General features: G+C 65.6%; 20 protein-coding genes. 2 read left to right on the top strand and 18 right to left on the bottom strand.

Going from position 1 to position 25,227, the window contains the following annotated elements; all coding sequences use genetic code 11:
* Nucleotides 1–227: 227 nt before the first annotated feature.
* From fusA to rpsL, 3 genes are all read right to left on the bottom strand, one after another.
* Nucleotides 228–2,351: an elongation factor G gene (fusA, locus tag HMPREF2791_RS07790; RefSeq protein WP_070475013.1), complete on the bottom strand. Its 2,124-nt coding sequence runs from the start codon at nucleotides 2,349–2,351 to the stop codon at nucleotides 228–230.
* A gap of 201 nt (nucleotides 2,352–2,552) precedes the next feature.
* Nucleotides 2,553–3,020, bottom strand: coding sequence for a 30S ribosomal protein S7 (gene rpsG / locus HMPREF2791_RS07785; protein ID WP_070844951.1), 468 nt, complete (start codon nucleotides 3,018–3,020; stop codon nucleotides 2,553–2,555).
* A gap of 3 nt (nucleotides 3,021–3,023) precedes the next feature.
* The gene (rpsL, locus tag HMPREF2791_RS07780) at nucleotides 3,024–3,395 is read right to left on the bottom strand and encodes a 30S ribosomal protein S12 (protein ID WP_034997208.1); all 372 of its coding nucleotides are present in this window, start codon (nucleotides 3,393–3,395) and stop codon (nucleotides 3,024–3,026) included.
* 224 nt (nucleotides 3,396–3,619) lie between these two features.
* Between rpsL and HMPREF2791_RS07775 the strand changes: the two genes are divergently transcribed.
* Nucleotides 3,620–4,918 (top strand): hypothetical protein, encoded by a 1,299-nt coding sequence (locus HMPREF2791_RS07775; RefSeq protein ID WP_070475015.1) that lies wholly within the window; start codon nucleotides 3,620–3,622, stop codon nucleotides 4,916–4,918.
* On the opposite strand, the gene HMPREF2791_RS07770 is transcribed toward HMPREF2791_RS07775, so the two are convergent.
* Nucleotides 4,876–5,322, bottom strand: coding sequence for a hypothetical protein (locus HMPREF2791_RS07770; RefSeq protein WP_070475016.1), 447 nt, complete (start codon nucleotides 5,320–5,322; stop codon nucleotides 4,876–4,878). The genes HMPREF2791_RS07775 and HMPREF2791_RS07770 overlap by 43 nt on opposite strands.
* A 196-nt stretch (nucleotides 5,323–5,518) precedes the next feature.
* Nucleotides 5,519–6,115, bottom strand: coding sequence for a hypothetical protein (locus tag HMPREF2791_RS07765; RefSeq protein ID WP_070475017.1), 597 nt, complete (start codon nucleotides 6,113–6,115; stop codon nucleotides 5,519–5,521).
* Between the two features lie 81 nt (nucleotides 6,116–6,196).
* Between HMPREF2791_RS07765 and HMPREF2791_RS07760 the strand changes: the two genes are divergently transcribed.
* Nucleotides 6,197–6,817, top strand: a complete 621-nt coding sequence (locus tag HMPREF2791_RS07760; protein ID WP_070844950.1) for a DUF1707 SHOCT-like domain-containing protein — start codon at nucleotides 6,197–6,199, stop codon at nucleotides 6,815–6,817.
* Between the two features lie 97 nt (nucleotides 6,818–6,914).
* Here HMPREF2791_RS07760 and HMPREF2791_RS07755 read toward each other — a convergent pair whose 3' ends face one another.
* The 13 genes from HMPREF2791_RS07755 to HMPREF2791_RS07700 form a co-directional block, all read right to left on the bottom strand.
* Nucleotides 6,915–10,913 carry a DNA-directed RNA polymerase subunit beta' gene (locus HMPREF2791_RS07755; RefSeq protein ID WP_070844949.1) on the bottom strand — a complete coding sequence of 1,333 codons (3,999 nt, stop codon included), beginning with the start codon at nucleotides 10,911–10,913 and terminating at the stop codon, nucleotides 6,915–6,917.
* Nucleotides 10,914–10,997: 84 nt separating this feature from the next.
* Nucleotides 10,998–14,495, bottom strand: coding sequence for a DNA-directed RNA polymerase subunit beta (locus tag HMPREF2791_RS07750; protein ID WP_070475020.1), 3,498 nt, complete (start codon nucleotides 14,493–14,495; stop codon nucleotides 10,998–11,000).
* A gap of 317 nt (nucleotides 14,496–14,812) precedes the next feature.
* Nucleotides 14,813–15,736, bottom strand: a complete 924-nt coding sequence (locus HMPREF2791_RS07745; RefSeq protein ID WP_070844948.1) for a cell envelope lipid trafficking protein PgfA — start codon at nucleotides 15,734–15,736, stop codon at nucleotides 14,813–14,815.
* A 91-nt stretch (nucleotides 15,737–15,827) separates the two neighbouring features.
* On the bottom strand, nucleotides 15,828–16,217 hold the full coding sequence (rplL, locus tag HMPREF2791_RS07740; RefSeq protein ID WP_070475021.1) for a 50S ribosomal protein L7/L12: 390 nt from the start codon (nucleotides 16,215–16,217) through the stop codon (nucleotides 15,828–15,830).
* A 52-nt stretch (nucleotides 16,218–16,269) separates the two neighbouring features.
* Nucleotides 16,270–16,791 (bottom strand): 50S ribosomal protein L10, encoded by a 522-nt coding sequence (rplJ, locus tag HMPREF2791_RS07735; protein ID WP_070475022.1) that lies wholly within the window; start codon nucleotides 16,789–16,791, stop codon nucleotides 16,270–16,272.
* Between the two features lie 302 nt (nucleotides 16,792–17,093).
* Nucleotides 17,094–17,315 carry a hypothetical protein gene (locus HMPREF2791_RS07730; protein WP_070475023.1) on the bottom strand — a complete coding sequence of 74 codons (222 nt, stop codon included), beginning with the start codon at nucleotides 17,313–17,315 and terminating at the stop codon, nucleotides 17,094–17,096.
* Nucleotides 17,308–17,541: a colicin E3/pyocin S6 family cytotoxin gene (locus tag HMPREF2791_RS12375; RefSeq protein WP_083290255.1), complete on the bottom strand. Its 234-nt coding sequence runs from the start codon at nucleotides 17,539–17,541 to the stop codon at nucleotides 17,308–17,310. Before HMPREF2791_RS12375 ends, HMPREF2791_RS07730 begins: the two co-directional genes overlap by 8 nt.
* A gap of 191 nt (nucleotides 17,542–17,732) precedes the next feature.
* On the bottom strand, nucleotides 17,733–19,970 hold the full coding sequence (locus HMPREF2791_RS07725) for a choice-of-anchor M domain-containing protein (RefSeq protein ID WP_070844947.1): 2,238 nt from the start codon (nucleotides 19,968–19,970) through the stop codon (nucleotides 17,733–17,735).
* Complete coding sequence (locus HMPREF2791_RS07720; protein WP_256365532.1) at nucleotides 19,967–20,836, bottom strand: anchored repeat-type ABC transporter permease subunit; 870 nt, start codon at nucleotides 20,834–20,836, stop codon at nucleotides 19,967–19,969. Before HMPREF2791_RS07720 ends, HMPREF2791_RS07725 begins: the two co-directional genes overlap by 4 nt.
* On the bottom strand, nucleotides 20,829–21,581 hold the full coding sequence (locus tag HMPREF2791_RS07715; protein WP_070844946.1) for an anchored repeat-type ABC transporter ATP-binding subunit: 753 nt from the start codon (nucleotides 21,579–21,581) through the stop codon (nucleotides 20,829–20,831). Before HMPREF2791_RS07715 ends, HMPREF2791_RS07720 begins: the two co-directional genes overlap by 8 nt.
* Nucleotides 21,578–22,432, bottom strand: coding sequence for a choice-of-anchor M domain-containing protein (locus HMPREF2791_RS07710; protein ID WP_070475026.1), 855 nt, complete (start codon nucleotides 22,430–22,432; stop codon nucleotides 21,578–21,580). The genes HMPREF2791_RS07715 and HMPREF2791_RS07710 overlap by 4 nt, the downstream gene beginning before the upstream one ends.
* Nucleotides 22,429–23,931, bottom strand: a complete 1,503-nt coding sequence (locus tag HMPREF2791_RS07705; RefSeq protein WP_083327940.1) for an anchored repeat ABC transporter, substrate-binding protein — start codon at nucleotides 23,929–23,931, stop codon at nucleotides 22,429–22,431. The genes HMPREF2791_RS07710 and HMPREF2791_RS07705 overlap by 4 nt, the downstream gene beginning before the upstream one ends.
* Nucleotides 23,928–24,902: a choice-of-anchor M domain-containing protein gene (locus HMPREF2791_RS07700; RefSeq protein ID WP_141764950.1), complete on the bottom strand. Its 975-nt coding sequence runs from the start codon at nucleotides 24,900–24,902 to the stop codon at nucleotides 23,928–23,930. Before HMPREF2791_RS07700 ends, HMPREF2791_RS07705 begins: the two co-directional genes overlap by 4 nt.
* Nucleotides 24,903–25,227 lie beyond the last annotated feature (325 nt).

Raw genomic sequence — 25,227 nt, 5'->3', positions numbered from 1 at the left:
CCATTTCACAATGTGCCAGTTACAAGATCCTAGGTTTCCAGCGGCCGTTTTTCAAACCGGCCTCGCCGTTTCCCCCGGATCGACCTAGAGGGTAACGGCCGGCTCAGACACCGCCCTGTTCCTGGGCGGTACCTCAGCGCGGCCGCTGCCCTCTCGCCCCGCCTCCGCGGAATCCGCGCCGCACCGCTGGCACGCGGTGCGGACCCGTGAGGAGGGGCGGGCGGCAACTACTTGTTGCCGTTGCGCTCGTCGATGATCTCCTGAGCGACGGACTGCGGAACCTCAGCGTAGGAGTCGAACACCATGGTGAAGTTCGCGCGGCCGGCGGTGGAGGAACGCAGATCGCCGATGTAGCCGAACATCTCGGACAGCGGCACCTTCGCCTTGACGACCTTCGCGCCGGAGCGGTCCTCCATAGCGAAGACCTGGCCGCGGCGGGAGCTGATGTCACCGTTGACGGTGCCCATGTACTCCTCCGGGGTCACAACCTCGACGGCCATGACCGGCTCGAGCAGGACCGGCTTCGCCTTGGCGACAGCTTCCTTCAGCACCTGGGAGCCAGCGAGCTTGAACGCCATTTCCGAGGAGTCGACGTCGTGGTAAGCGCCGTCCTCGAGGGTGGCCTTGATGTTCACCAGCGGGTAGCCGGCGAGGAAGCCGTACTGCATCGCGTCCTGGATACCAGCGTCGACGGACGGGATGTACTCCTTCGGCACGCGGCCACCGGTGACAGCGTTCTCGAACTTGTAGGAAGCGGACTCGCCCTCTTCCAGCTCCTCCGGGTCCGGGGAGTACGGCTCGATGGTGACGATGACCTTCGCGAACTGGCCGGAACCACCGGTCTGCTTCTTGTGGGTGTAGTCCAGGGACTCCACCTTCTTGCGGATGGTCTCGCGGTACGCAACCTGCGGGGAACCGATGTTCGCCTCGACCTTGAACTCGCGCTTCATGCGGTCCACCAGCACGTCGAGGTGCAGCTCGCCCATGCCGCCGATGACGGTCTGGCCGGTCTCCTCGTCCAGCTGGACGGTGAAGGTCGGGTCCTCTTCGGCGAGCTTCTGAATAGCGGTGCCCAGCTTCTCCTGGTCAGCCTTGGTCTTCGGCTCGATGGCCACCTGGATCACCGGATCCGGGAAGTCCATGGACTCGAGGATGATCGGGTGGTCCGGGTTGCACAGGGTGTCGCCCGTGGTGGTTTCCTTCAGACCGATGAACGCGTAGATGTTGCCGGCGTCGGCGTGCTCGACCGGGTTCTCCTTGTTCGCGTGCATCTGGAAGAGCTTGCCCACGCGCTCCTTCTTGGACTTCGTGGAGTTGAGCATCTGCTCGCCCGGGATAGCCTGGCCGGAGTAGACGCGCACGTAGGTGAGCTTGCCGAAGAACGGGTGCACGGCGATCTTGAACGCCAGAGCGGAGAACGGCTCCTCGACGGACGGCTTACGGGTCAGTTCCTCTTCACCGTCGACGGAGGTGCCGTGGACGTCGCCGATGTCGATCGGGCTCGGCAGGTATGCGACGACAGCGTCGAGGATCGGCTCGATGCCCTTGTTGCGGTATGCGGTACCGCAGAACACCGGGTAGATCTCGGAGGCGATGGTCATCTTGCGGATGGCTGCCTGGATCTCTTCCTTCGTCAGCTCCTCGCCGCCGAAGTACTTCTCCATGAGCTCCTCGTCGGACTCTGCGACGGTCTCGAGCAGCTTCTCGCGGTACTCCTCAGCCTTCTCCTTGAGATCCTCCGGGATCTCCTGGATCTGCGGCGGGGTGCCGGTCTCGACCTTGCCCGGCCACATCAGGGCCTTCATGTCGATGAGGTCCACGACGCCGTCGAAGTCATCCTCAGCGCCGATCGGCAGCTGCATAACCAACGGCTTCGCACCGAGGCGGTCAACGATGGTGCCGACGGTGTAGTAGAAGTCAGCGCCCAGCTTGTCCATCTTGTTGACGAAGCAGATACGCGGAACGTCGTACTTCGCGGCCTGACGCCACACCTGCTCGGACTGCGGCTCCACACCCTCCTTGCCGTCGAACACGGCAACAGCGCCGTCGAGCACGCGCAGGGAGCGCTCCACCTCAACGGTGAAATCCACGTGACCCGGGGTGTCGATGATGTTGATCTGGTTGTTTTCCCAGAAGCAGGTCACGGCAGCGGACGTAATGGTGATGCCGCGTTCCTTCTCCTGCTCCATCCAGTCAGTGGTCGCGCCACCATCGTGGGTCTCGCCAACCTTGCGGTTGATACCCGTGTAGAAGAGGATGCGCTCGGTGGTAGTGGTCTTACCAGCATCGATGTGGGCCATGATGCCGATGTTGCGGACCTTGTTCAGATCCTTAAGCACTTCTTGTGCCACGTTGATACCCCAACTTTGAAGTCGTCGACGCCTTGCGGCGCCGTTGTCGGTCAGTTGTCCTTTGTCAATTCTGCCACCTTTTCACTGAAGTGGCAGCGTGAGGTTCGCCTCAGCTGGAAAAACCCGGAAACGCACCAGCTCGCTTCCCTGGGAAGCGGGTATGCAGTTTCCGGGTTTCCATGCTTCGCCTTGCTCCAGCGATTACCAGCGGTAGTGGGCGAAGGCACGGTTGGCCTCGGCCATCTTGTGGGTGTCCTCGCGGCGCTTCACGGATGCGCCGAGACCGTTGGAAGCATCCAAGATCTCGTTGGCGAGGCGCTCCATCATGGAGTTCTCGCGACGCTGGCGGGGGAAGGTGACCAGCCAACGCAGGGCGAGGGTGGTGGAACGGGCCGGCTTGACGTCAACCGGCACCTGGTAGGTCGCGCCACCGACACGGCGGGAGCGAACCTCGAGGTCCGGGCGGATGTTGCCGATTGCCTTCTCCAGGGTGCCCACCGGGTCGGTGCCGGTCTTCTCACGGCACTGCTCGAGAGCGCCGTAGACGATGCGCTCTGCGGTGGACTTCTTGCCGTCCCGCAGGATCTTGTTCACGAGCATGGTGACCAGCTCGGAGTTGTAAACCGGATCCTTGACTACGGGACGCTTCGGTGCTTGCTGCTTACGCATTGTTTACTGTCCCTTCTTCGCGCCGTAACGGGAGCGAGCCTGCTTGCGGTCCTTCACACCCTGGGTATCCAGAGCGCCACGGACGATCTTGTAGCGCACACCCGGCAGGTCCTTCACACGACCGCCGCGCACGAGCACCATGGAGTGCTCCTGCAGGTTGTGGCCCTCGCCCGGGATGTATGCGGAAACCTCGATGCCGGAGGTCAGGCGCACACGCGCGACCTTACGCAGAGCAGAGTTCGGCTTCTTCGGAGTGGTGGTGTACACACGGGTGCACACGCCGCGACGCTGCGGGGAACCCTTCAGCGCAGCGGTCGCCACCTTGGTGGACTTATCGTGGCGGCCCTTACGGACCAGCTGCTGAATAGTAGGCATTCACGCTCTTTCTGTTAGCGCTTCCCGCCCACACCCGGCCATACATGCAAAAATGGGGGCTCTTCTTCGGGGCCCTGCCGATTGCATGAACTACCGTGTGAACGAGTCGCATGGAGTTCGAGTACTTCGCACCGCGTGACACGGGCGAAACCTCGTCAAAACTACACCGAAAGAACGTCGCAAAGCAAACTGCGCCTTCGCACCCCTCCGGTTACACTGCTGCTATGACTCCTTGGACGGGTGTCTCCCGCTCGCTGCGCGACGTGGCTGTCGAGTCCGCCGCGATTCCGGCACGCGCAGCGTATCTGCTATTTCGGCACCTGCCCCAACTGGTCACCGTCATTTGCCTCGGGTTGGCCGCGCGCCAGACGGTGATCTGGCTCGCAGTGTGGCTCTCCACGTTCAGCAGCCTCGCCGCCAGCCTGGTCATGCCGCTGGCCCCGCTGATGGTGATGCTGTCCATCATCTTCTCGCTGTGGCTTCTGCGCCCCTCTCTTCCCTTCCTCGCGGCGACATTCCCGAGCCGCAACGACGGCTCTTCCAAGGTGCGGTTGCTTTCTGCAGGCGGCATGCTCATCTCGTTTCTCACCGTGTACTCCACACACGGCCTGCTCAAAGAAGACCTCGCCGCGTTCCGGCGGGCGACTACCTACGACGAGTACTTCAACCAAGGTTTCGAAGCGGATTTCTCGCGCGCATTTATCGACGACACCGCCGCCCTCATCGGCCTGATCGCCGGCACGATCGTGCTGCGCAAGATCATCGGCTACTTCGCCCTGGCGGAAAAGGGCCTCGGTCTGACCTACCTCGCCGCCTACCTGGAAGTGCTGTGGATGACCACGGTGTCGGTGTTTCTGACCAACCGTTTAAGCGCGGTACAGGATTGGGCCCTGTCCTGGCGCAGTCTCGCCCCCGTCCACCGGCGCTACGAGGAATTAAAGACCGACGCCGCCGAGCACACCGGTGCCCTCGGCGCAGCGTGGGAGTGGCTTTCCGACCAGCTACCGGCGCTGAACCAGCTGGTGACCGTCCCGGTCGCCTGGCTGACGCTCGGTGCCGTTGTCTTCGGCACCACACTCACCGCCAAGAAGGTGGAAGAGGCGAAGGTGGAGGAGGTGCCGAAGGGGACGTCGATAAGCATCCGCAAACGGATGCAGACCGCCGCCCACAACGAAGCAAAGCACGCAGTCGACGAGGCGCTCAAACCCGTGGCAGGGCCGATTAAGGCGACGCTCAAGGGGCTGGGAACGCTCGCGCGGGCGGGGCTGATTCCGATGACCATCTTCTGCATCATGTTCATGCTCGCCACCAGCGTCGAGCTCGGCGTGGTGGAGCTGGGGCGCGCCCTGATCGGTCCTGTGGACAGCAAGGTGGTCGCGGAACAAGCCCTCAGTTACCTGCTCGTGGTCGCGCGGGCGGTCTACCTGCTGGTTGTGGTGTGCCTGATCGCCTCAGGCCTGGATTTCTTCCTGCGCCACAGCTACTCGCCGGAAGAAGAGGAATCCGCAGGCGCATCCACGTAAACCTTCGGTTCCGGCAGCTCCACCGTGACAAAGTGGGGAAAGTCCCACCCAAAATGCAGCTTTTCCGGTTGCACGCCGTCCGGCAGCGCGAGCGGGGTGACCTTGCGCCACTCGCCCGGGCGTGGATCCCCCGGCTCGAGGTGCAGCTCGGTGGACCCAATCTCGCCCACCCGGACCACCGGGCCGGCCTCCCCCGGGGGCGTGCATGCGTGCAGGGCGCTGAAGTCGTCGATGGGTGTGCCGAAAAGGCCGTCTTTACGCAGGTACTCCTTGCCGTCTGAGCCGGTCACCCACATGCGGCAGTTTTCCAGCACGGACTCTTCCGAGGCATTCCACTGGGTCAGCACCGCCCAGATGGTGAAGCCCTCCGGGGCGTAAAGGCCGATCTGGCTTTCGTCCTCCACCGCTTGGAAGCCGTGCCGTTGAAATTGGCGGCCAATGTGACCTGCACGTCGTCCACGTCGCCGATAATCGGGGCTGAGCTGGCGTAGTCGAAGCTTTCGGCGGCACGGTCTGCGGCGTTGGGCAGCACGTCGCGAAGCTGCATGCCCAACACAAGCAACGCAAGCGCCGCGGCTGTGGTCCACACCTTGCGGAAATTCATTGCAGCTCCACCTCCGCGACGCGCTCCTTGGCAAACCAGGTTTTGTCGCCGTCCAGGAACGACTTGCGGTACTCCATCGACCACACCACCAGCGTGTCGCCGCTGCCGTCGCCACTGAACACCAGCGCGATGTCCTGGGGCACGTCCGGATTCAGCACCTGGTTGTGCGGCAGCGGGACGCTCTCGAGGTCCTCGTCGCCGGTGAGTCGCGCGTCGATCTTGTGGAACTTCGGCTGCGCGTCTGCCGCCAGCGACGAATCCTCGAGGTGAAACGCCTGTTGCCACTGCAGAGCGTAGATGGGACGCTCCGCGGTGTTTGTCAACCGCATGTGCACCACCCGCGCTCCGTCGAGGAGGTAGGTGCGCTGCACCTGGACAGCCAGGGGCGCTACCTCCAGTTCTTCCGGCTGGTCCAGATCAGCGGCGGAGACGACCTCCTCCGGCGCCGCCTCCCCGAAGCCGCCGGCAAGCCCCGTCACACCGGCGAGCGCGAGCAAGCCCGCGATGGTCGCGTTCGTCCTCGTCCTGAGGTCCGCCGCGACCGACTTGGCCAGACCCCGCACGGGCTGGCTCCCCGCCGCCTTCTCGTTCACACGTCGAATCTAAGCAGAGCGCGCCCAATTTCGCGTGCTGTTCTCCTACTCTTGCCAACTTTGTCCACTACTGTCCAAGTCATGGACAACCCCACCCCACCCCGTAAACGCGCCTCCGACGCAGAGCGTCACACCGCCGCCAAGCATCTCCAGGAAGCGTTCGCCGACGGGCAGCTCTCCATGTCCGAGTTCGACGAGCGCTCCCGCGCTCTCTACGCCGCCACGTACGCCGATGAACTCCCCGCATTGGTGGAGGATCTCTCCCCCGTTGCGCATGCCGAGCGGGAGGCCGCTCCCTCCCAAACGAGGGTTTCTGGCGAAAGCGGTGGTTCCGCGTTTTCCCTGTGTGTCATGGGCGGGACCGAACGCACCGGGCAGTGGCTCGTGGCACCGACGCACACCTCCATAACCCTGATGGGCGGCAACGCACTCGACCTGCGCGAAGCCCGGCTCGCCTCGCGCGAAACCACGATCTACGCACTCTCGATCATGGGCGGCATCGACATCATCGTGCCCGAGGACGTCCGCGTGATCGACGACGGCGTGGGCATCATGGGCGGCTTCGGGATGGAGGACCACCCCTCCTGCACCCTCTCCGTCGCGCAGCTGCCTGCCGACGCACCCGTGATCCGCGTTCGCGGCCTCGCACTCATGGGCGGCGTGGGGATCACCCGCGCGGCCCGCGGCGTCCGGGTGCGGTAGTGCGGCCCGTCGAAAAGCAAAACGCCCGGCCTCCCCTCGCGGGGAAGCCGGGCGTTTCGAACGCAGACCTAGCTAAGCCAGAATGCTGGGCCTGGTGTTACAGCTCCTCGAAGCCGAACTCGTCCATCGGGACGGAGGCGCCGGTGAACTCGCCGTAGCCCTCGTCGCCGTAGATGGAGTCGCCGAACGTAGGGATCGAGTACGCCGCGGAGCGAGCCGCCTCGGTCGGCTTGACCTGGATGTTGCGGTAGCGGGAAATACCCGTACCGGCCGGGATCAGCTTGCCGATGATCACGTTCTCCTTCAGGCCGATCAGCTTGTCGGAGCGCTTGTTGATCGCGGCGTCGGTGAGCACGCGGGTGGTCTCCTGGAAGGAGGCCGCCGACAGCCAGGACTCCGTGGCCAGCGACGCCTTGGTGATGCCCATGATCTCGGAGCGCATCTCCGCCGGCTCGCCGCCGTCCGCCACAGCTGCGGCGTTGACCTGGCGTGCCTCGGACAGATCCACCAGGGTGCCCGGCAGGAACTCGGTGGAACCCGAGTCGATGACGGTTCCGCGGCGCAGCATCTGGCGGATGATGATCTCGATGTGCTTGTCGTGGATGGACACGCCCTGGGTGCGGTACACAGCCTGGACCTCGTCGATCAGGTGCTTCTCCACTCCACGGCGGCCGAGGACCTCAAGCACGTCGTGCGGGTCGGCGGCGCCGCGGAGCAGACGCTCGCCCACCTCGACGTGGTCGCCCTCGCGCAGGCCGCGCTCGATCATGGCGTCCGGGTTGGACTCCATCGGGCGACGCACCTGGGCCAGACCCTGGCGCTTGGACAGCTTCTCGTAGACCACCAGGTCGGAGCCGTCGTCCGGGTGGATGGTCAGGGTCCAGAAGTTGCCCTCGTCCTCGAGCGAGATAGTGCCGGCCACGGACGCGATCGGGGCGCGGTTCTTCGGCACGCGGGCCTCGAACAGCTCCTGCACACGCGGCAGACCGCCCGTAATATCGCCGCCGACGCCGCCCTGGTGGAAGGTACGCATGGTCAGCTGCGTACCCGGCTCACCAATGGACTGCGCGGCCACGATGCCGACTGCCTCGCCGATGTCGACGAGCTGGCCGGACGCCATGGACTTGCCGTAGCACTTCGCGCAGACACCGGTCGGGGTCTGGCAGGTCAGCACGGAGCGGACCTTGATCTCGGCGATACCGGCTGCCACGAGCTCGTCGATACGCTCCTCGGTCAGCTCGGTGCCAGCCTCTGCGATGACCTTGTCGTCGGCGTCCTTCACATCGGCTGCCAGGACGCGGCCGGACACGGAGGTCTCGACCAGGTCGTGGCGCACGAAGGAGTCGCCTGCCGCCTCAGCCACCGGGACCTTGACGCCCTGGCGGGTGCCGCAGTCCTCCTCGCGGACGATGACGTCCTGCGCCACGTCCACCAGACGGCGGGTGAGGTAGCCGGAGTCCGCGGTACGAAGCGCGGTATCGGCCAGGCCCTTGCGGGAACCGTGGGAGTTGTTGAAGTACTCCATCACGGACAGACCTTCACGGAAGGAAGTCTTGATCGGGCGGGTGATGTACTCGCCGCGGGAGTTCACGACCATGCCCTTCATGCCGGCCAGGGTCCAGATCTGGCGCATGTTACCGGCAGCACCGGACTTCACGATCATCGGAATCGGGTTGTCGTCCGGGTACAGGTCCTCCACGGCCTGACCCACCTTGTTGGTGGCGTCCTGCCACAGCTCGACCAGGCGGTCGTAGCGATTCTCCTCGGTAAGCGCACCCTTCTCCCAGAACTTGCGCTCGATGGCCTCGGCTTCCTTCTCGTACTGCTCGAGGACCTCGGTCTTGTTCGGGAGGATGAGCACGTCGGCCATGGAGATGGTCACGCCGGAACGGGTCGCCCAGTAGAAGCCTGCGTCCTTCATCTTGTCCAGCACCTGCGCGACGGTGATCATCGGGTACTTCTCAACCATGGACTGGATGATGTCGCCCAGCAGCAGCTTGCCGCCGCCACCGCCCTTACGGACCATGGCGCCTTCCTGGTACGGGAAGTTGAACGGCAGCAGCTCGTTGAACATGATGCGGCCCAAGGTGGTGTCCGTCATCCACGCCTGGCCCTTTTCCCAGCCGTCCGGGAACTGCTCGGCCTCGATCTCCGGGGTCGGACGCAGGTGGTCGATGCGCACCTTGATCGGGGCCTGCAGGCCCAGCACACCCAGGTCGTAGGCCATGATGGCCTCGCGGTAGGACGAGTAGACGCCGCGGGCGGGGCCGTTTTCGTCGGCAGGTGCGTACGCGCCCTCGCCGCCGATCTCCTGCGGGCCCTTCTCCATGGTCAGGAAGTACAGGCCGGTGACCATGTCCAGGCGCGGCATAGCCAGCGGCTTGCCGGACGCCGGGGACAGGATGTTGTTCGACGACAGCATGAGCACACGGGCCTCAGCCTGCGCCTCTGCGGACAGCGGCAGGTGGACTGCCATCTGGTCGCCGTCGAAGTCGGCGTTGAACGCCTCACAGGCCAGCGGGTGCAGCTGGATGGCCTTACCCTCGACCAGCTTCGGCTCAAAGGCCTGGATGCCCAGGCGGTGCAGCGTCGGTGCGCGGTTGAGCAGCACCGGGTGCTCCGAAATCGCCTCTTCGAGGACGTCCCACACCTCGGGGCGCTGGCGCTCCACCATGCGCTTGGCGGACTTGATGTTCTGCGCGTAGTCGTTGTCCACCAGGCGCTTCATCACGAACGGCTTGAACAGCTCCAGCGCCATGCGCTTCGGCAGACCGCACTCGTGCAGCTTCAGCTGCGGGCCGACGATAATCACGGAACGGCCGGAGTAGTCCACACGCTTACCCAGCAGGTTCTGACGGAAGCGGCCCTGCTTGCCCTTGAGCAGGTCGGACAGGGACTTCAGCGGACGGGTGCCCGGGCCGGTGACTGGGCGGCCGCGGCGGCCGTTGTCGAACAGAGCGTCAACAGACTCCTGCAGCATGCGCTTCTCGTTGTTCACGATGATCTCGGGCGCGCCCAGGTCGATCATGCGCTTCAAACGGTTGTTGCGGTTGATCACGCGGCGGTACAGGTCGTTCAGGTCGGAGGTGGCGAAGCGGCCGCCGTCGAGCTGGACCATCGGGCGCAGCTCCGGCGGGATCACCGGGATCGCGTCCAGGATCATGCCGGCCGGGTCGTTGCCGGAGCGCTGGAACGCGGCGACGACACGCAGGCGCTTGAGCGCGCGGACCTTCTTCTGGCCCTTGCCCTCGGCGATGATGCCGCGCAGTTCCTCGGCCTCGGCGTCGAGGTCGAAGTTGCGGATCAGGGTCTGGATCGCCTCCGCGCCCATGCCGCCGGTGAAGTAGTCCTCGTAGCGGTCAACGAGCTCCTCGTAGAGGTTCTCGTCGATGATCATCTGCTTCGGAGCGAGCTTCTGGAAGGTGGTCCAGATCTCGTCCAGGCGCTCAACCTCGCGCTCGCCAGCCTCGCGCATGTGCTGCATTTCCTTGTCCGCAGCGTTCTGCACCTTCTTGCGGGCAGCGGCGGTCGCGCCGGAAGCCTCGAGCTCAGCGAGGTCCTCCTCCAGTTTCTGCGCGCGGTCCGCGATCTCGGAGTTGGTGTCGTCCTCGACATCCTTCTTCTCCATCAACATCTCCGCCTCAAGGGTGGACATGTCGTTGTGGCGGGCCTCATCGTCAACGGAGGTGACAATGTTCGCAGCGAAATAGATGATGCGCTCGAGGTCCTTCGGCGCCAGGTCCAGCAGGTAGCCCAGGCGGGACGGAACGCCCTTGAAGTACCAGATGTGGGTCACCGGAGCGGCCAGCTCGATGTGGCCCATGCGCTCGCGGCGCACCTTGGACTTGGTCACCTCAACGCCGCAGCGCTCACAGATGATGCCCTTGTAGCGGACGCGCTTGTACTTGCCGCAGGCGCACTCCCAGTCGCGGGTCGGGCCGAAGATGCGCTCGCAGAACAGGCCGTCCTTCTCTGGCTTGAGCGTGCGGTAGTTAATGGTCTCGGGCTTCTTCACCTCGCCGTGGGACCAACGGCGGATGTCGTCGGCGGTGGCCAGGCCGATGCGAAGCTCGTCGAAGAGGTTTACGTCAAACACGTAAAAGTTCCTTTTCTTCTAGATGTGTGCTGTTCGTTCGTCGTGCCGTCGAAAAGCAAAAGCTTTACGACGGCTACCTGGCGCTTAGGCGGTGTCCGCCGCTGCACCCTCGTCACGGGAAAGGTTGATGCCAAGCGAGGAGCCGGCCTGATCGAACTCGTCGTCGTCGCCGTCGAGCTCCATCGGGGTGCCGTCGGTGGAGAGGACCTCCACGTTCAGGCACAAGGACTGCAGCTCCTTGAGCAGCACCTTGAAGGACTCCGGGATGCCCGGATCCGGGATGTTGTCGCCCTTGACAATCGCCTCGTAGACCTTCACGCGGCCCACCACGTCATCCGACTTGATGGTCAGCAGCTCCTGCAGGGTGTAGGCGGCGCCGTACGCCTGCATCGCCCACACCTCCATCTCGCCGAAGCGCTGGCCGCCGAACTGGGCCTTACCGCCCAGCGGCTGCTGCGTAATCATGGAGTACGGGCCGGTGGAACGGGCGTGGATCTTCTCGTCCACCAGGTGGTGCAGCTTGAGCATGTACATGTAGCCGACGGAAATCGGGTACTTGTACGGCTCGCCGGAACGGCCGTCGAACAGGGTGGTCTTGCCCTCGCCGTCGACCATGACGTCGCCGTCGCGGTTCGGCTTGGAGTTGGCAAGCAGGCCTGCGATCTCGTCGTTGGAGGCGCCGTCGAACACCGGGGTTGCGGTGAGCGAATCGGCCGGCACGTCGTAGAGGTGCTCCGGCAGCGTCTCCAAAAGCTTGGCGTTTGCCGGGTCGTCCGGGTTGACGGTCCAGCCGGCCTTGGCCAGCCAGCCCAAGTGGATCTCCAGCACCTGGCCGATGTTCATACGGCGCGGCACACCGTGGGTGTTCAGGATGATGTCCACCGGGGTGCCGTCAGCCATGAACGGCATGTCCTCCTGCGGCAGGATCTTGCCCACGACGCCCTTGTTGCCGTGGCGGCCGGCCATCTTGTCGCCGTCCTGGATCTTGCGCTTCTGAGCCACGTACACACGGATCATCTCGTTGACGCCCGGGGACAGATCGTCGTCGTCCTCGCGGGAGAAGCGGCGCACGGCAATGACCTTGCCCTGCTCGCCGTGCGGCACCTTCAGGGAGGTGTCGCGGACCTCGCGGGCCTTCTCGCCGAAGATGGCGCGCAGCAGGCGCTCCTCCGGGGTCAGCTCAGTCTCGCCCTTCGGGGTGACCTTGCCCACGAGGATGTCGCCGTCGCGCACGTCCGCGCCGATGCGGATGATGCCGCGCTCGTCGAGGTCCTTGAGCACGTCCTCGGAGACGTTCGGGATCTCGCGGGTGATTTCCTCGGCGCCCAGCTTGGTGTCGCGGGCGTCGATCTCGTGCTCCTCAATGTGCACGGAGGTGAGGATGTCCTCCTCCACCACGCGCTGGTTGAGGATGATGGCGTCCTCGTAGTTGTGGCCTTCCCACGGCATGAACGCAACCAGCAGGTTGCGGCCGAGCGCCATCTCGCCGTCCTTGGTGCCCGGGCCGTCTGCGATGACCTGGCCGGCCTCGACGCGGTCGCCCGCGGAGACGATCGGGGTCTGGTTGTAGCAGGTGCCCTGGTTGGTGCGCTCGAAGGTGCGCAGCATGTAGGTGTCGCGGCCGCCCTCATCGTCCATGACGGTGATGAAGTCGCCGGTGACGTTCTCGATCACGCCGGCCTTCTTGGAGATGACGGTGTCGCCAGCGTCGTAGGCGGCGCGCTGCTCCATGCCGGTGGCCACGTAGGCCGACTCGGCGCGCAGCAGCGGCACAGCCTGCTTCTGCATGTTGGCGCCCATCAGCGCACGGTTCGCATCGTCGTGCTCCAGGAACGGAATCATCGCGGTTGCGACGGACACCATCTGGCGCGGGGAGATGTCAAGGTAGTCGACGCCCTGCGGGCCGACGACGCCGATGTCGCCGTCCTTCAGTCGGACCTCGATGCGCTCGCCGGTGAGGTTGTTGTCCTTGTCCATCGGGGTCGCGGCCTCGGCGATGGCGTAACGGTCTTCCTCGTCTGCGGTGAGGTAGTCGATCTGGCCGGTGAGCTTGCCGTCGTTGACCTTCTGGTACGGCGTCTCAATGAAGCCGAACGGGTTCACGCGCGCGTAGGTGGACAGCGCACCGATCAGGCCAATGTTCGGGCCTTCCGGGGTCTCAATCGGGCACATGCGGCCGTAGTGGGACGGGTGCACGTCTCGCACCTCGATGCCGGCGCGCTCACGCGACAGACCGCCCGGGCCAAGCGCGGACAGGCGGCGCTTGTGGGTCAGGCCGGACAGGGAGTTGTTCTGGTCCATGAACTGCGACAGCTGGGAGGTGCCGAAGAACTCGCGGATCGCAGCGGAGACCGGGCGCACGTTAATCAGGGACGTCGGGGTGATGGACTCCGCGTCCTGAGTGGTCATGCGCTCGCGCACGACGCGCTCCATGCGGGACAGGCCGACGCGGACCTGGTTCTGGATCAGCTCGCCCACGGTGCGCAGGCGGCGGTTACCAAAGTGGTCGATGTCGTCGGTGTTGATCGGGATGATCTCGCCGGCCGGGGAGGTCATCTCGGTCTCGCCGGCGTGCAGGCGCACAAGGTACTCGAGCGTGGTGGCGATGTCCTCTTCGGTCAGCGTCATCAGACCGTCGTGGTCACCGCCCAGGCCGAGCTTGCGGTTGACCTTGTAGCGGCCCACGCGTGCGAGGTCGTAGCGCTTGGCCTTGAAGAAGGAGTTCTCCAGCAGGGACTGCGCAAGGTCGCGCGTCGGCTGCTCGCCCGGGCGCTGCTTGCGGTAGATCTCCAGCAACGCCTCGTCGGTGTTGGACACGCCGTCGTTTTCCAGGGTGGACATCATGATCTCGGAGAAGCCGAAGCGCTCCGTGATCTGCTCGGTGGTCCAGCCCAGGGCCTTCAGCAGCACGGTGACCGGCTGGCGGCGCTTACGGTCGATGCGCACGCCGACGGTGTCGCGCTTGTCCACGTCGAACTCCAGCCACGCGCCGCGCGACGGGATGACCTTCACGGAGTGCAGCGGGCGCTCCGTGGACTTGTCGATGGTCTCGTCGAAGTACACGCCCGGGGAGCGCACCAGCTGCGAGACGACGACACGCTCGGTGCCGTTGACGATGAAGGTGCCCTTGTCCGTCATCAGCGGGAAGTCGCCGATGAACACGGTCTGGGACTTGATCTCCTGCGTGTCGTTGTTAATGAACTCCGCGGTCACGTACAGCGGCGCGGAGTAGTTGATGTCCTTGTCCTTGCACTCGTCGATCGTGTACTTCACGTCTTCGAAGCGCGGCTCGGACAGCGTCAGGCTCATGTTGCCGGAGTAGTCCTCGATCGGGGAGATCTCGTCGAGGATGTCCTCCAGGCCGGACGTGATGCGTGCATCGTCGCCGCGGTTGGCCTGCTCGCGCTCGCGCCACTCTTGCGTGCCGACGAGCCACGCAAACGATTCGAGCTGCACATCAAGAAGCCCGGGGACGGTGATCGGCTCATTAATCTTCGCGAACGAGTAACGTTCGGGAGCCCCGGGGATATCAGCCATGTTCATGGTCTGGTCTGAGACTGCCAAGTTGGGTCCTTCCAGCACCTCTGGCGGAGGCTCACCGCACCGCGTCTGGCTTCGCGGCCCAGTGGCGTTTCCGCAGGATAAGTTAGCATTCGGTCTGCTTCGGAAGACCCGCCCCCAGAGACAACAAAATCACCTTGTCAAATCGGGTTTTTCCAATCCCGTTGCACAAGGCTCTCTATGCGTACTGGAGACGGCTTCCAGCGCAAAGAACAACCATAGAGTAATCTCCCCCGTTTGTAAAGGCCCCCGCCATCACTTCCGCCGGTCTGCCCGATGCCGTCTGGGCGCCTCGTGCGGTTGCTGCCGGAAGCCTACCACCCGCCATCCGCGCGCGGTCAATCGCGACGCGCCGCACGCCCCGGACGCAGCGCGCCCGCCAGGCCCGCAAGGGTCAGCGCCGCACCAACCCAGGCCAGCACGCGCCACAGCCCGCGGTCCGCCGCGGCGGTCTGCGCGTCGCCCACCTTCTGCACAAGCTTCTCGACGTCCTGCCGGTCCATCACCCCGTCATAGGTGACCACATTCTGAACCCCGGTGCCCTCGGCGTCTGCGTAGTAGTCGTCCACCTTCTCGTCGATGCCCACGACCACACCAGTTTCTTGGTCCACCAGGATGTCGCGGTCGGCGGCGTGGTGCAGGAAGGTGCGCTCCCCATCAATCGTGAGCGTGTTGCGCGGGTCCGCGTAGCGCATGGCAACGTTCGTCGGTGCGATGTGCTGCGCGTAGCGGTACACGGTGCGACCGGCGATTTCTTCTTCGCCGTCAAACTCCGCCGGCGCGGCGCCGCGCAGCACCGGGTCGAAGATCTGGACGGTGTCCTGTGTCGCGGGGGCGGGGAAGGTCAACCACGCGCCGTCGATAGGCAATTGCGTAGCGGGCATGCCCATGACCAAAAGCGCCTCCGCCGGCCCGGTCGCCGCACCCGTGACGCGGTCCACCGCGTACGACCACGTCGACGCCGTAAGCAGGTCGTTGAAGTCCGAGCCGGACTCCCCCGCCCGCAGCGTGTCGCCCACGCGCACGCTCGCCGTGTCGGAATCGGACGGCTCCTGGATCTCCATGTGCAGCTGGCGCGTCACCGGCACCGCCTCGCCGTCGCGGGTGCCGTTCGGGTCCGTGATAGTCCACGTGGCCTCCCCCAGCGCCAACGGCAGGCGGTTGCCCGAAAGCAGCACGTTCGGCGCCAACAGCCCCGCCACCACCAGCGCAGCACCGACGCCGGCGAGCAACACGGAAAGAATGCGGGAAGTGGGCAGCATGGTGGGAAAGTGTAGCGCACCCCAGACACGCGAAACCCCCGCCCGCCGGTTGATACCGGCGACGGGGGTGTCGTCGTCAAGCAAAAAGCTCTTACTTGAGGGTGACCTTTGCGCCAGCCTCCTCGAGCTTGGTCTTGGCAGCCTCGGCGTCGTCCTTGGAAGCGCCCTCGAGGATAGCCTTCGGGGCACCCTCGACCATTTCCTTGGCGTCCTTCAGGCCCAGGCCCGGAACCAGCTCGCGGACAACCTTGATCACGCCGATCTTCTTGTCGCCAGCGTCCTCGAGAACGACGTCGAACTCGTCCTTCTCCTCAGCGGCAGCCTCGCCGCCAGCGGCCGGAGCGCCTGCAGCTGCAACAGCAACCGGAGCGGCTGCGGTCACGTCGAAGACCTCCTCGAACTCCTTCAGGAACTCGGAGAGCTCGATGAGGGTCATTTCCTTGAACTGCTCGATGAGCTCGTCCTTGGTGAGCTTAGCCATTGTGGCTTCCTTTCTGTTGTTGGGCGTTTACAGCCCGGGTGTAAAAGAGTATTTATGCGGCTTCCTGCTTGTCCTGCAGTGCAGCGACAAGGCGGGCCGTCTTGGATGCCGGAGCCTGGAACAGGCCGGCTGCCTTTGCCAGAGAGCCCTCGAATGCGCCAGCAAGCTTGGCAAGGGTGGTCTCGCGGTTGTCCATCTCGGCCAGAGCGTCGACCTGGGAAGCGTCCAGGACGTTGCCGTCCATGTAGCCGCCCTTGATCACGAACGCGTCGTGGTCCTTGTTGAACTTCTTCATCACCTTCGCAGCGTCGACAGCAGCGTCGCCCTTGATGAACGCGACGGCGGTCGGGCCGGTGAGAAGATCATCGAGACCCTCAATACCCTGCTCGTTTGCAGCGATCTTGATGAGGGTGTTCTTGGCGACGTGGTACTCGACATCGAAGCCCATATCGCCGCGCAGCTGCTGCAGCTGGCCGACGGTCAGGCCACGGTACTCAGTCAGCACGATGGAATCCGCCTCAGCGAACTTCTCCTTCAGAGCTGCAAGTTCCGCAGTGTTCTTCGGGTTTGCCATGACACACGCCTCCTTCCGATAACTTCATGTTGTTCAATCCGCCCGGAGCATCTTGCCTATCGACGTTCGCTTCGCGCGAAGCTGACGCGTATCAAGCAAAAATGCCCCGTGCAGAAGCACGAGGCATACGTTGGAGTGTGCCGCGTTTCTCCTGCGTGGGTCGGCCCCGTAAGTGGAGCACCTTCGACTCCCTCACGAGAGTGACCGACGGTCTTCGGTGAAACTTGAGCTCGGCCTTTGCGGCCGTTCAAACTTCGGTAGGGAATGTTAGCGGGTCGAAGCGGGTTTGACCAAATCGCGGGTTACGCGGGCTGACGGTTTTGGCGGCGGTTCTCCAGGATCGGCGCTAGAGCCCTGGCGTCTCGCGACCACATCCGCCCCTCAACCTCGGTGAATCCAAGGTATTCGTAGAGACTCATTTGCTCACTACCCGGTTCAGAGTTGTGCCAGGCCGTCACCCAGTCGTCGATGTCGTTTGGCTCCACCTCGCCTGCCAAACAGCGATCCACAAAAGGCTTAAACATCGATCTTCCTTCCACGAATTGGATCTCCAATTTGCGTCCCGCTCACTGCGTCAAAGACGCCGACGTGCTCCCCTCGCAGGTTATAACCCTCAATGTGGCCACGTAAAGGGTCGTACTCGTAGAGACGCTGGCTTTTTAGATTGCGCCATCTCGGCGTTCCCCTTCCCCGCACTCTTTCCAAATCGTCCAAGAATCCCGGCCTCGGCCGCGGAATATAGCTCGCCATAAAACCCTCCCCACCCGTTTGACGTTGTGGAGATGGCTCCGGTTCCCTTGCTTTACGACGCGCTTCGTTCCATCCGCGCCCCACATCCTCGTTCCCGCAAGACAGACTAGGAGCAACAAACCAGGAGGACGGCCCTTTTTGAGCCGTCCTCCGGGGTCCTTACTCCTGGTTTGCGCGCTGGGGCCGTTGCCTTACGACGCGCTCCGCTCCACCCGCCGCAGCAACCTCGCCGCCGCGACGAACAGGACGCACCCGCCGATCAGCGCCATGACGCCCACGCCGATGGCGAGGCCCGCCCAGAATCCGCCCGCGGTCGGCGACGTGTCCGCCTCCTGGCCGTCTGGCTGCGCGCCGGCTGCGTCGAGCGACGAATGGATCCCGGTGCCGCTGCCGCCAGCGGGGTTGCGCGACGAGGCGTAGTCGTCGGGCGCGGCTGGGGCCTCAGACGTCGCGGGGCTGCTGGAGACCGTTGCGGGCTTCGCGGACTTGGAGTCTTCCCGGGAGTCGGCACTGGTCTTGCTTTTACTGGTTTGCCGGTTGCTGGGCTTGCTTGAGGAGTTGCTGGCTCGGCTGCCTTCCGGCGCGCGCTGCGCCTGCGCCGCTGGTTTCGCGGAGTTTGTCTCCGCTGCACGCGCGGGCGCAGCCTGGGCGGGTGCTGGTTGCTGGGCGTGAGTGGGCTCAGACGACTGGCGGCGATCCTTCGCTGTCTGCGCCGGCGTTGCCAGCGTCGAAACAGACCCTGAACCGCTCTTGCCGCCGTCGTTGGTCTTGCGCGCGAGCGGCGCGAGCGTGTCGCCTGCCTTCTTGATCTCCTTTTCCAGCGAGCGGATGCCTTCCGCCAGTGCACCCGGCAGCGTGAGCTTGCCCTTGCCGGCACCGGCCCCGGAAGCGCTTGCGTCGCCGAGGCGGCCCTCGCGTGCGGCGGCGACGGCCTCGTCACCCACGGCGAAGGTGGCTACCAGGTCCTCGGAGAAGTCCTCGCCGGAGGCGGACGTGCCGGCGAAGGCGAAGGTGGCGGTGTACACGCCGGGCTCGGTGAACCCGAAGCCTTGGTGGTCGTGGGCGTTGACCGGGTATTCGATCTGCTTGGAGGCGTCGCCGGAGTCCAGCTCCACGCGCAGGCCCCGCAGGTCCTCGTGCCAGGTGTAGATGCGTCCGGGCCCGGACACGTCGCGCATGGACACTGTGACCTTCGAACCTTGCAACAGCGCGTCGGCCCCCACCCGGGTGGTGGAAAAGCCCAGCCAGGGCAGGTTTTTCTCCTGCGCCTGCGGCAGGATCCACATCGCCTCAGGCGACTCCGGAAAGCTCTCGCGCGCGCCTGCCGGCAGCGTCTTTCTGGCCGCGTCGGACACGGCAAAAATGAAGCTGCCGGATTCGCGTTTGGCCTGGTTGTGGGGGTCGGAGTCGTCGATGAGCATTGCGCCTATCGACGCCCCTTCGGCCACCAACGCCATATCCATATGCCCGGCCTCGATGAGCTTGCGCCGGTCCTCGGCCGCGGCGGAACCGGTGCTTGTCGGCGTTGGCGCGGTCGTGGACGTGGACTGCGACGTGGTCGACGACGTGGGCCGCGGCGCGGGCTTCGGCTTCGCGCTCGTCGTGGGGCTGGCGGTGGTGGTTTCCTCCGTGGTGTTGGGGGTGCGCAGGTCGGTGGTGGTGCCCTCGGGCAGGCCGACGGTGGCGTCGTCGCCGACGAGCCAGTACTGGGTCACCGGCTCCGAGCGCTCCACCCCGCCGCCTTTGAGCTCGGCGCGGCCCTGCCAGGTCATCTTGTAGATGCCTGGTTCAGAAAACGTCCAGGTGAAGTGGCCGTGGCCGCCGACGTCGTAGGTGATGGTGCGCATGTCCTCGTCTGCGGAGCTAAACAGCCGCTCCGGGTCGCCCACGCGCGAGGAGAAAAACACGTTGACGTCGCCGGGGCCGTCCATGTCCACCAGGTCGAAGTGCATGACGTTATCGACGAAGTTGTCCGGGATTTCGCCCGCCTCATGGGCGGGGTCGAACGCGCCCAGGCCAGACCAGATGGGCCGCCAGCTGTCGGTCCAGTCCGCGGATTGCGGCGCGGCCCACACGGTGCTGCCGGGCTCGCCGAGGAAGTCCAGGGAGCCGTCCTCGGGCACGGTGAGCGTCGAGACGTCGTTGCCGTCCGCGTCCGCGTCCGGGGCAAGGCGGAAGCAGACCTTTTCCTGGTCGGTGACCTGCTGGCCGTCCACCGCCATCACGGTGAGCTTGTCGTTTTTGTAGGTGCCGTAGAGCGCGTCGTTGTGGGAGTGGTAGAGCAGTTTGCGCCCGGCGCACGGGTGGTCGATCTCCGGGACCTCCACGCTGTGGCCCGGGTCGCCGGGGTTGTGCTCCGCGGCCTGCGCAAGCGGTGCGGCCGCGAGCGTGAGCACCGCTGCGGCTGCTGCTGCGACGAATCGCTTCACCGTTGCACCCCCTGAATCCAGCCGGCCAGCGCACCGCGTTTCGGGGCGAACAGCCAGCTCAGCGCGAAGATGGCGGTCACGGCCAAAACGATGGTCGCGCCCGTGGGCGAGTCGTAGGACCACGCCAGCCACACCCCCGCCACGCTGCCGGCCACGCCGAACGCGGCGGCGATACACATCATCGTGCCCAGCTTGTCCGTGAACAGCCGCGCCGCGGCGGCCGGGGTGATCAGCAGCGCTACCACCAGGATGTTGCCCACCGTCTGCACCGCCAGCACCACCGCGAAGGTCACGCACAGGTACAGCGCCAGATCCAGCGCGGCGACCGGCAGGTTCATCGCGCGGGCGGTCTCCCGGTCCAGTGCCACCGCTGTGAGCCACGGGCGAAGCGCCACCACCACGGCCACGATTAGCGCGCCGGCGACGGCGTGGACGGCCAGCGTGGCGGAGCTGACGCCCGTCAGCGAGCCGAACAAAAACGAGCTGACGGAGGCGGTGTAGCCCTCCGCCCGGGAGATCACTACCAAGCCGAAGGCGAACGCGGCGGTGAACACGATGCCGATCACCGAGTCCTCTTTAATCGTGCGCCGCTGCGACATCACCGCGATCAACACCGCCACGATCGCACCGGCCACCGCCCCGCCCAACAACACGGAGACCTGCCACGCAAACGCCACCGCAATGCCCGGAAAGACAGCGTGCGCCACCGCGTCGCCGATAAAGGCCATGCCACGCAGCACCACAAAACAGCCCACCACCGCGCACAGCACCGCTGCGATCACCGCGGCCGCCAGCGCGCGCGGCAGAAACGCCAGCTGGGGGTTGGCCATGTCGGCCAGGAATTGCACAAACGAAATCTCAGGCACGGGTAGCCTCCAAATGCGCTCGCACGCCGCGCAGCCACGGCGAATCCTCGTCGACGGAGAAGGTGCGGGTCCACGGGGCGTCGTCGTTAAGCTCATGCGTCGCGGCATCGGCGACAACACCGCGATTGAACAGCACCAAGCGGTCGCAGGAATCGATGGCCTCGGCGATGTTGTGGGTGGACATGACAACGCCGAGCCCCCGGTCCACCAGGCGGCGGAATAGCCGCAGCAGGTGCTCGGTGGTGGGGATGTCCAGGCCGGTAAACGGTTCGTCGAGAAGCAGCATGCCCGGCCGCCGCACCAGGGCGCGCGCGATGAGCACACGCTGGCGCTGGCCGCCGGACAGGTCGTGGATTGGGCGCGCGGCCAGGTCGGTCAGGTTGACCATTTCCAAAGCTCGCTCGGCGGCGCGGTGCTCGCGCTCGCCAGCGCGTTGCCACCACGGGCGCTGGCCCAGGGTGGCGTTGAGCGTGGCGTCGTAGACGTCGATGGGGAAATCCCAGGCCACGTTGTGCGCTTGCGGCACGTACCCCACCACCTTGCGCACCGGGCGCCTGCCAGCGGAGACCGTCCCGGCGTCCGCAGGGATAAGGCCTAGCACCGCACGCATGAGGGTGGTCTTGCCCGCGCCGTTGGGCCCGAGCAGGCCGACGAACTCGCCGCCGCGCAGCGTGAGGTCCACCCCGCGGAACACGTCGCGGCCCGGATACGACACCGCCAGGTCGCGCACCTCAATCCTTCTCATCGGCGGCCCCGCACAACAAACAGCGCAATCAAAGCGATCAGCAGCACGCCCGCGCCCGCCAGCAGCCCGATTTTCAGGCCGTTGTTCTGCTGCTCCGCGCCGGCCTGCCCCTCAGCCCGGAACTCGCCGAACGTCGCATCCGCCGCCTCCGCCGGGTCAACACCCACGGCGATGCGCACGACCTGCTCGTCGGTGTGCACGGTGCCGTCTTGGTCCTCCACCGTCGCGCGCACACCCACCAGGTGGGCGCCCGGCTCGGTGAACACCCAGTTGGCGTGGCTGTGCGTGTTCGGCTCCACCCACATCGACTGCGTGCCGGGTTCCTGCTCGTTCCACAACTGCTGCGGCTCGTGGAACCCGCCGGGCTGGACAAACAGGGAGAACTGGCCCGGGCCTTCGTGTCCACCGAACTCCAGGCTCATCCCGTTGGCGGAGCGTTCCAGAAGCGACGGCGCCTGCGAGTTCCACCCCAGCCACGGCACGCCGGCGGCCTCGGTCTGCGGGATCACCCACACCTCGGCCCCCGGCTTCGCGCCGGTGAACGCGAACTGGTCGGTCTCCGGCAGGGTCTGCTTCGCGCCGTCGCCGACGGCGAAGACCACGTCCTCGAGGTGGCGCCACACGGGCGTGTCCTGCGTGTCGTCGCGCACCAGGAACTGCATTTTCCCGTCGGCGAAGACGGGGCCCAGGTCCGCGTGACCGGCGTCGATAACGGCGCGCTCGCCCAGCGGGGCGACCTGCTCGTCGACGCCGACGACCTGCTGCAACGCCGGGTCGTTGTCCGGCACCTGGGCGGCAGCGACGGGTGCGGCCGCGATCATTGCGGCGGTGATAATGGCGGGAATCTTCATGGTTGTCCTTTCAAACATTTGCTTATCGACGCCCCATTGGCCCGCACCAGATCCACATACGTCTGCGCAGGCCCCTCCCCCGGCGGGTCCAAGGTGTCGCCCCAGATCGGGCACACCTCAACCCCGTGCGAGGCAGCGGTTTCGTTCAAAACGGGCGTTTCGTCTTCGTTGCCGTGCTCGACGAACACCGCCGGCACACCCAGGTTCTCCAGCGTGCGCGACAGCGCCATCAGGTCGCGCGGGCTCGGCTCCACGCTCGGGTTCGGGGTGACAAACCCGGCCACACGCAGCCCGTACGCGCGCGCCAGATACGCGTAGCCGTGGTGGGTGGTGACCAGGTTGCGGTTGGCCTCCGGGACCTGGTCGAGCTGCTCACGCACCTCCTGCGCCACCTGCTTGAGCTGGGCGCGGTAGCGCTCCGCGTTGTCGGCGTACGCGCTGGCGTGGCGCGGATCCGCCGCAGAAAGCTCGTCGCGCACCACCTGCACCACCGCGTCCATCGCGGCCGGGTCGTGCCAGATGTGCGGATCCAGCTCGCCGTGGACGTGGCGGCCCAGCACCGCCTGCGGCAGCAGGTACGTCTCCTCGCCCGGGTCGCCGAGGAAGCGGAACTCGCGCTGCGGCGGGATCGGCTGCAGCGTCTTCGACGGCACCACGACCACCGTGCCCGCGGGATCCAGGTCGCCCTCGTCGTCCGTGCGCAGGGTCAGCTGCGTGTTGTCGTTGCCGGCGACCGTGGCGATGTCAACGTGCCCGCGCTCCACCGCATGCTTGCCCGGAGCGGCCTGCGCCGGGTCCTGGCCCACCACGAGGGTGACCGTCTGCTCCGTCTGACTGCGCACCGGCGCGTCCACCGCGTCGCGCACCGAAGCGCGAAGCTTCAGCTCGTACACGCCGGGAGCGGAAAACGCCCAGCTGACGTGGGTGTGCGCGTCCACCGGCAGCGTGGTGGCACCACCCGTGGAGTCGAACAGCAGCTCCGGGGTGCCAAAGGTGCCGAGGATGAAAGCGGAAGCGGTGCCGGGCCCGGAGGCGTCGACAAGCTCAAGCTCCGCCACCGCCGTGCGGGGCAGATCCGCCGCAAACCGCAACCCCAGCCACACCGTGTCCAGGCTCGCGTCCTCCACCAGCGGAATCGGCGCGTAGCCGAAGCGCTGCGTCTGCTCCGCCAGCGCCACCACTCGCGCCTGCGGGCGCGCCGTCGCATCAATCGTGCGGGTCAGCGCCTGCGGCTCCAGCAACAACCCGTTGGTAAATACCGCGTCCGCGTACGCGATATCGCGCGTGTTGTGCAGCGTCGGCTCGTACGAGTGCGGGTCGGCGCCGCGGCGCATCAGCATCTTGACCTCGGCGTTATCGCCGGCGACGTTGCGCACGACGTCCGCAAGAATGCTTGTCGACGCCACCACGTTCAACCCCTCGCCCCCCTCCGGAGCCTGCGAGCAGCCCGTAAGAGCAACGGCGAACGCGCACGCCGCCAGCGCCCGGGCACGCCTCACTTCCCAACCCCCGCAAGTGCCAACAGCTTGCGACGCAGCGCCGTATCCAGGCAGCACATCGCCGCGCCGAACACCGCCACGCCGAGACCGAGGATCGCGAACGGGACGGTCATCACCGTCGTGCCGGTCTCGGCAAGCGTGTCCGGGCGTTCCTCGGCGGGTTGCTCCTGCTGGGCCGGTTGCTGCGCCGGTTTCTCGGCGGGTTTCTCGGCCGGTTTTTGGGCCGGTTTCTGGGCCTGCTTCTCGGGTTGCTGCTGAGCCGCCTTCTTCGTTGCGGTGCTCGATTGCGCAGCACTCGTCGCCGCCTTGGACTGTGCGGCGGGCGCCTCCGAAGGCGCCTCAGCCTTCGCCGCCGGCGCCGCCTCCCCGTCGCCGACGATCCAGGTGTAGGTGGCCTCGTTCGAGCTCGCGCCGCCGCCGGTGGCCACGACGCGCATCTGATACGTGCCGGGCTCGGTGAACAGCCAATTCGCGTGGACGTGCGCGGGCTCCTCCTGGGCGATCACGGAGCCCGTCTCAAGGCGCGTCGAGCCGCCATCGAGCACCGGATCCAGGGAGCCGAAGCTGCCGGTTTGGAACAGGTAGACCTCGCCGGGGCCGGTAACCTCCACAAACTCCAGATCAATCGCGCCGATATCGCGCGCGCCCTGGGTATCCCAGCCCGGCCAGATCAGATCCGAGCGCTGCGTCTGCGGCAGCATATAGCCGGCCTTGCCGATCTCCGGGATCTCCGCCGTGCGCTCCGTGTACGCATCCTGGCCGACGACCAATTCCACGTCCTCCGGAGCGTGGCGCACGTGGCTGCCGGTGGCGTCTTCCTTCAGATCCAAAGTCAGCTCGCCGCCGTCTGCCGTGACGTTGAACGCGTCGATGTGGCCTTGATCCAGGCGCTGCACCTGCGCGTGCGCCGGCGTGATGCCCAGCACCGCGATCAGGAACACCACCGAACTAATGAAAACTCTTTTCAACACTTGATGAAGATTAGTTTCAATAGCGGATGGCGCGGGAACGCTACCCCCATCACGGGGAAAACGTAAGGGTCTTGCCCGGCTGTGGACAACTTTGTTACTGGTGTGGCGAGTTGTCCACAGATTTCGGTTCGGGGGTTGTGTGGGGTTGCGCTTGTTTTAGTGTTCGTGGCATGAACCCGTTCGACGCGTTTATTCAGGCGATGGCCGCAGCATCCATGGAGACGCTGCGGCACTTCGACCTGCCTGTTGCCCTGGGTGCCGGGATGGCGCCGGATCGGGCACGCGCGTGGGATGCGATGCAGAAGGTGTACTACGGGCCGACGAA

This window comes from Corynebacterium sp. HMSC034A01 (genome assembly GCF_001838175.1).
Taxonomy (GTDB): Bacteria; Actinomycetota; Actinomycetes; order Mycobacteriales; family Mycobacteriaceae; genus Corynebacterium.
Note: the sequence above shows the minus strand (reverse complement) of the source record. Positions and strands in the feature narration are given on the sequence as shown.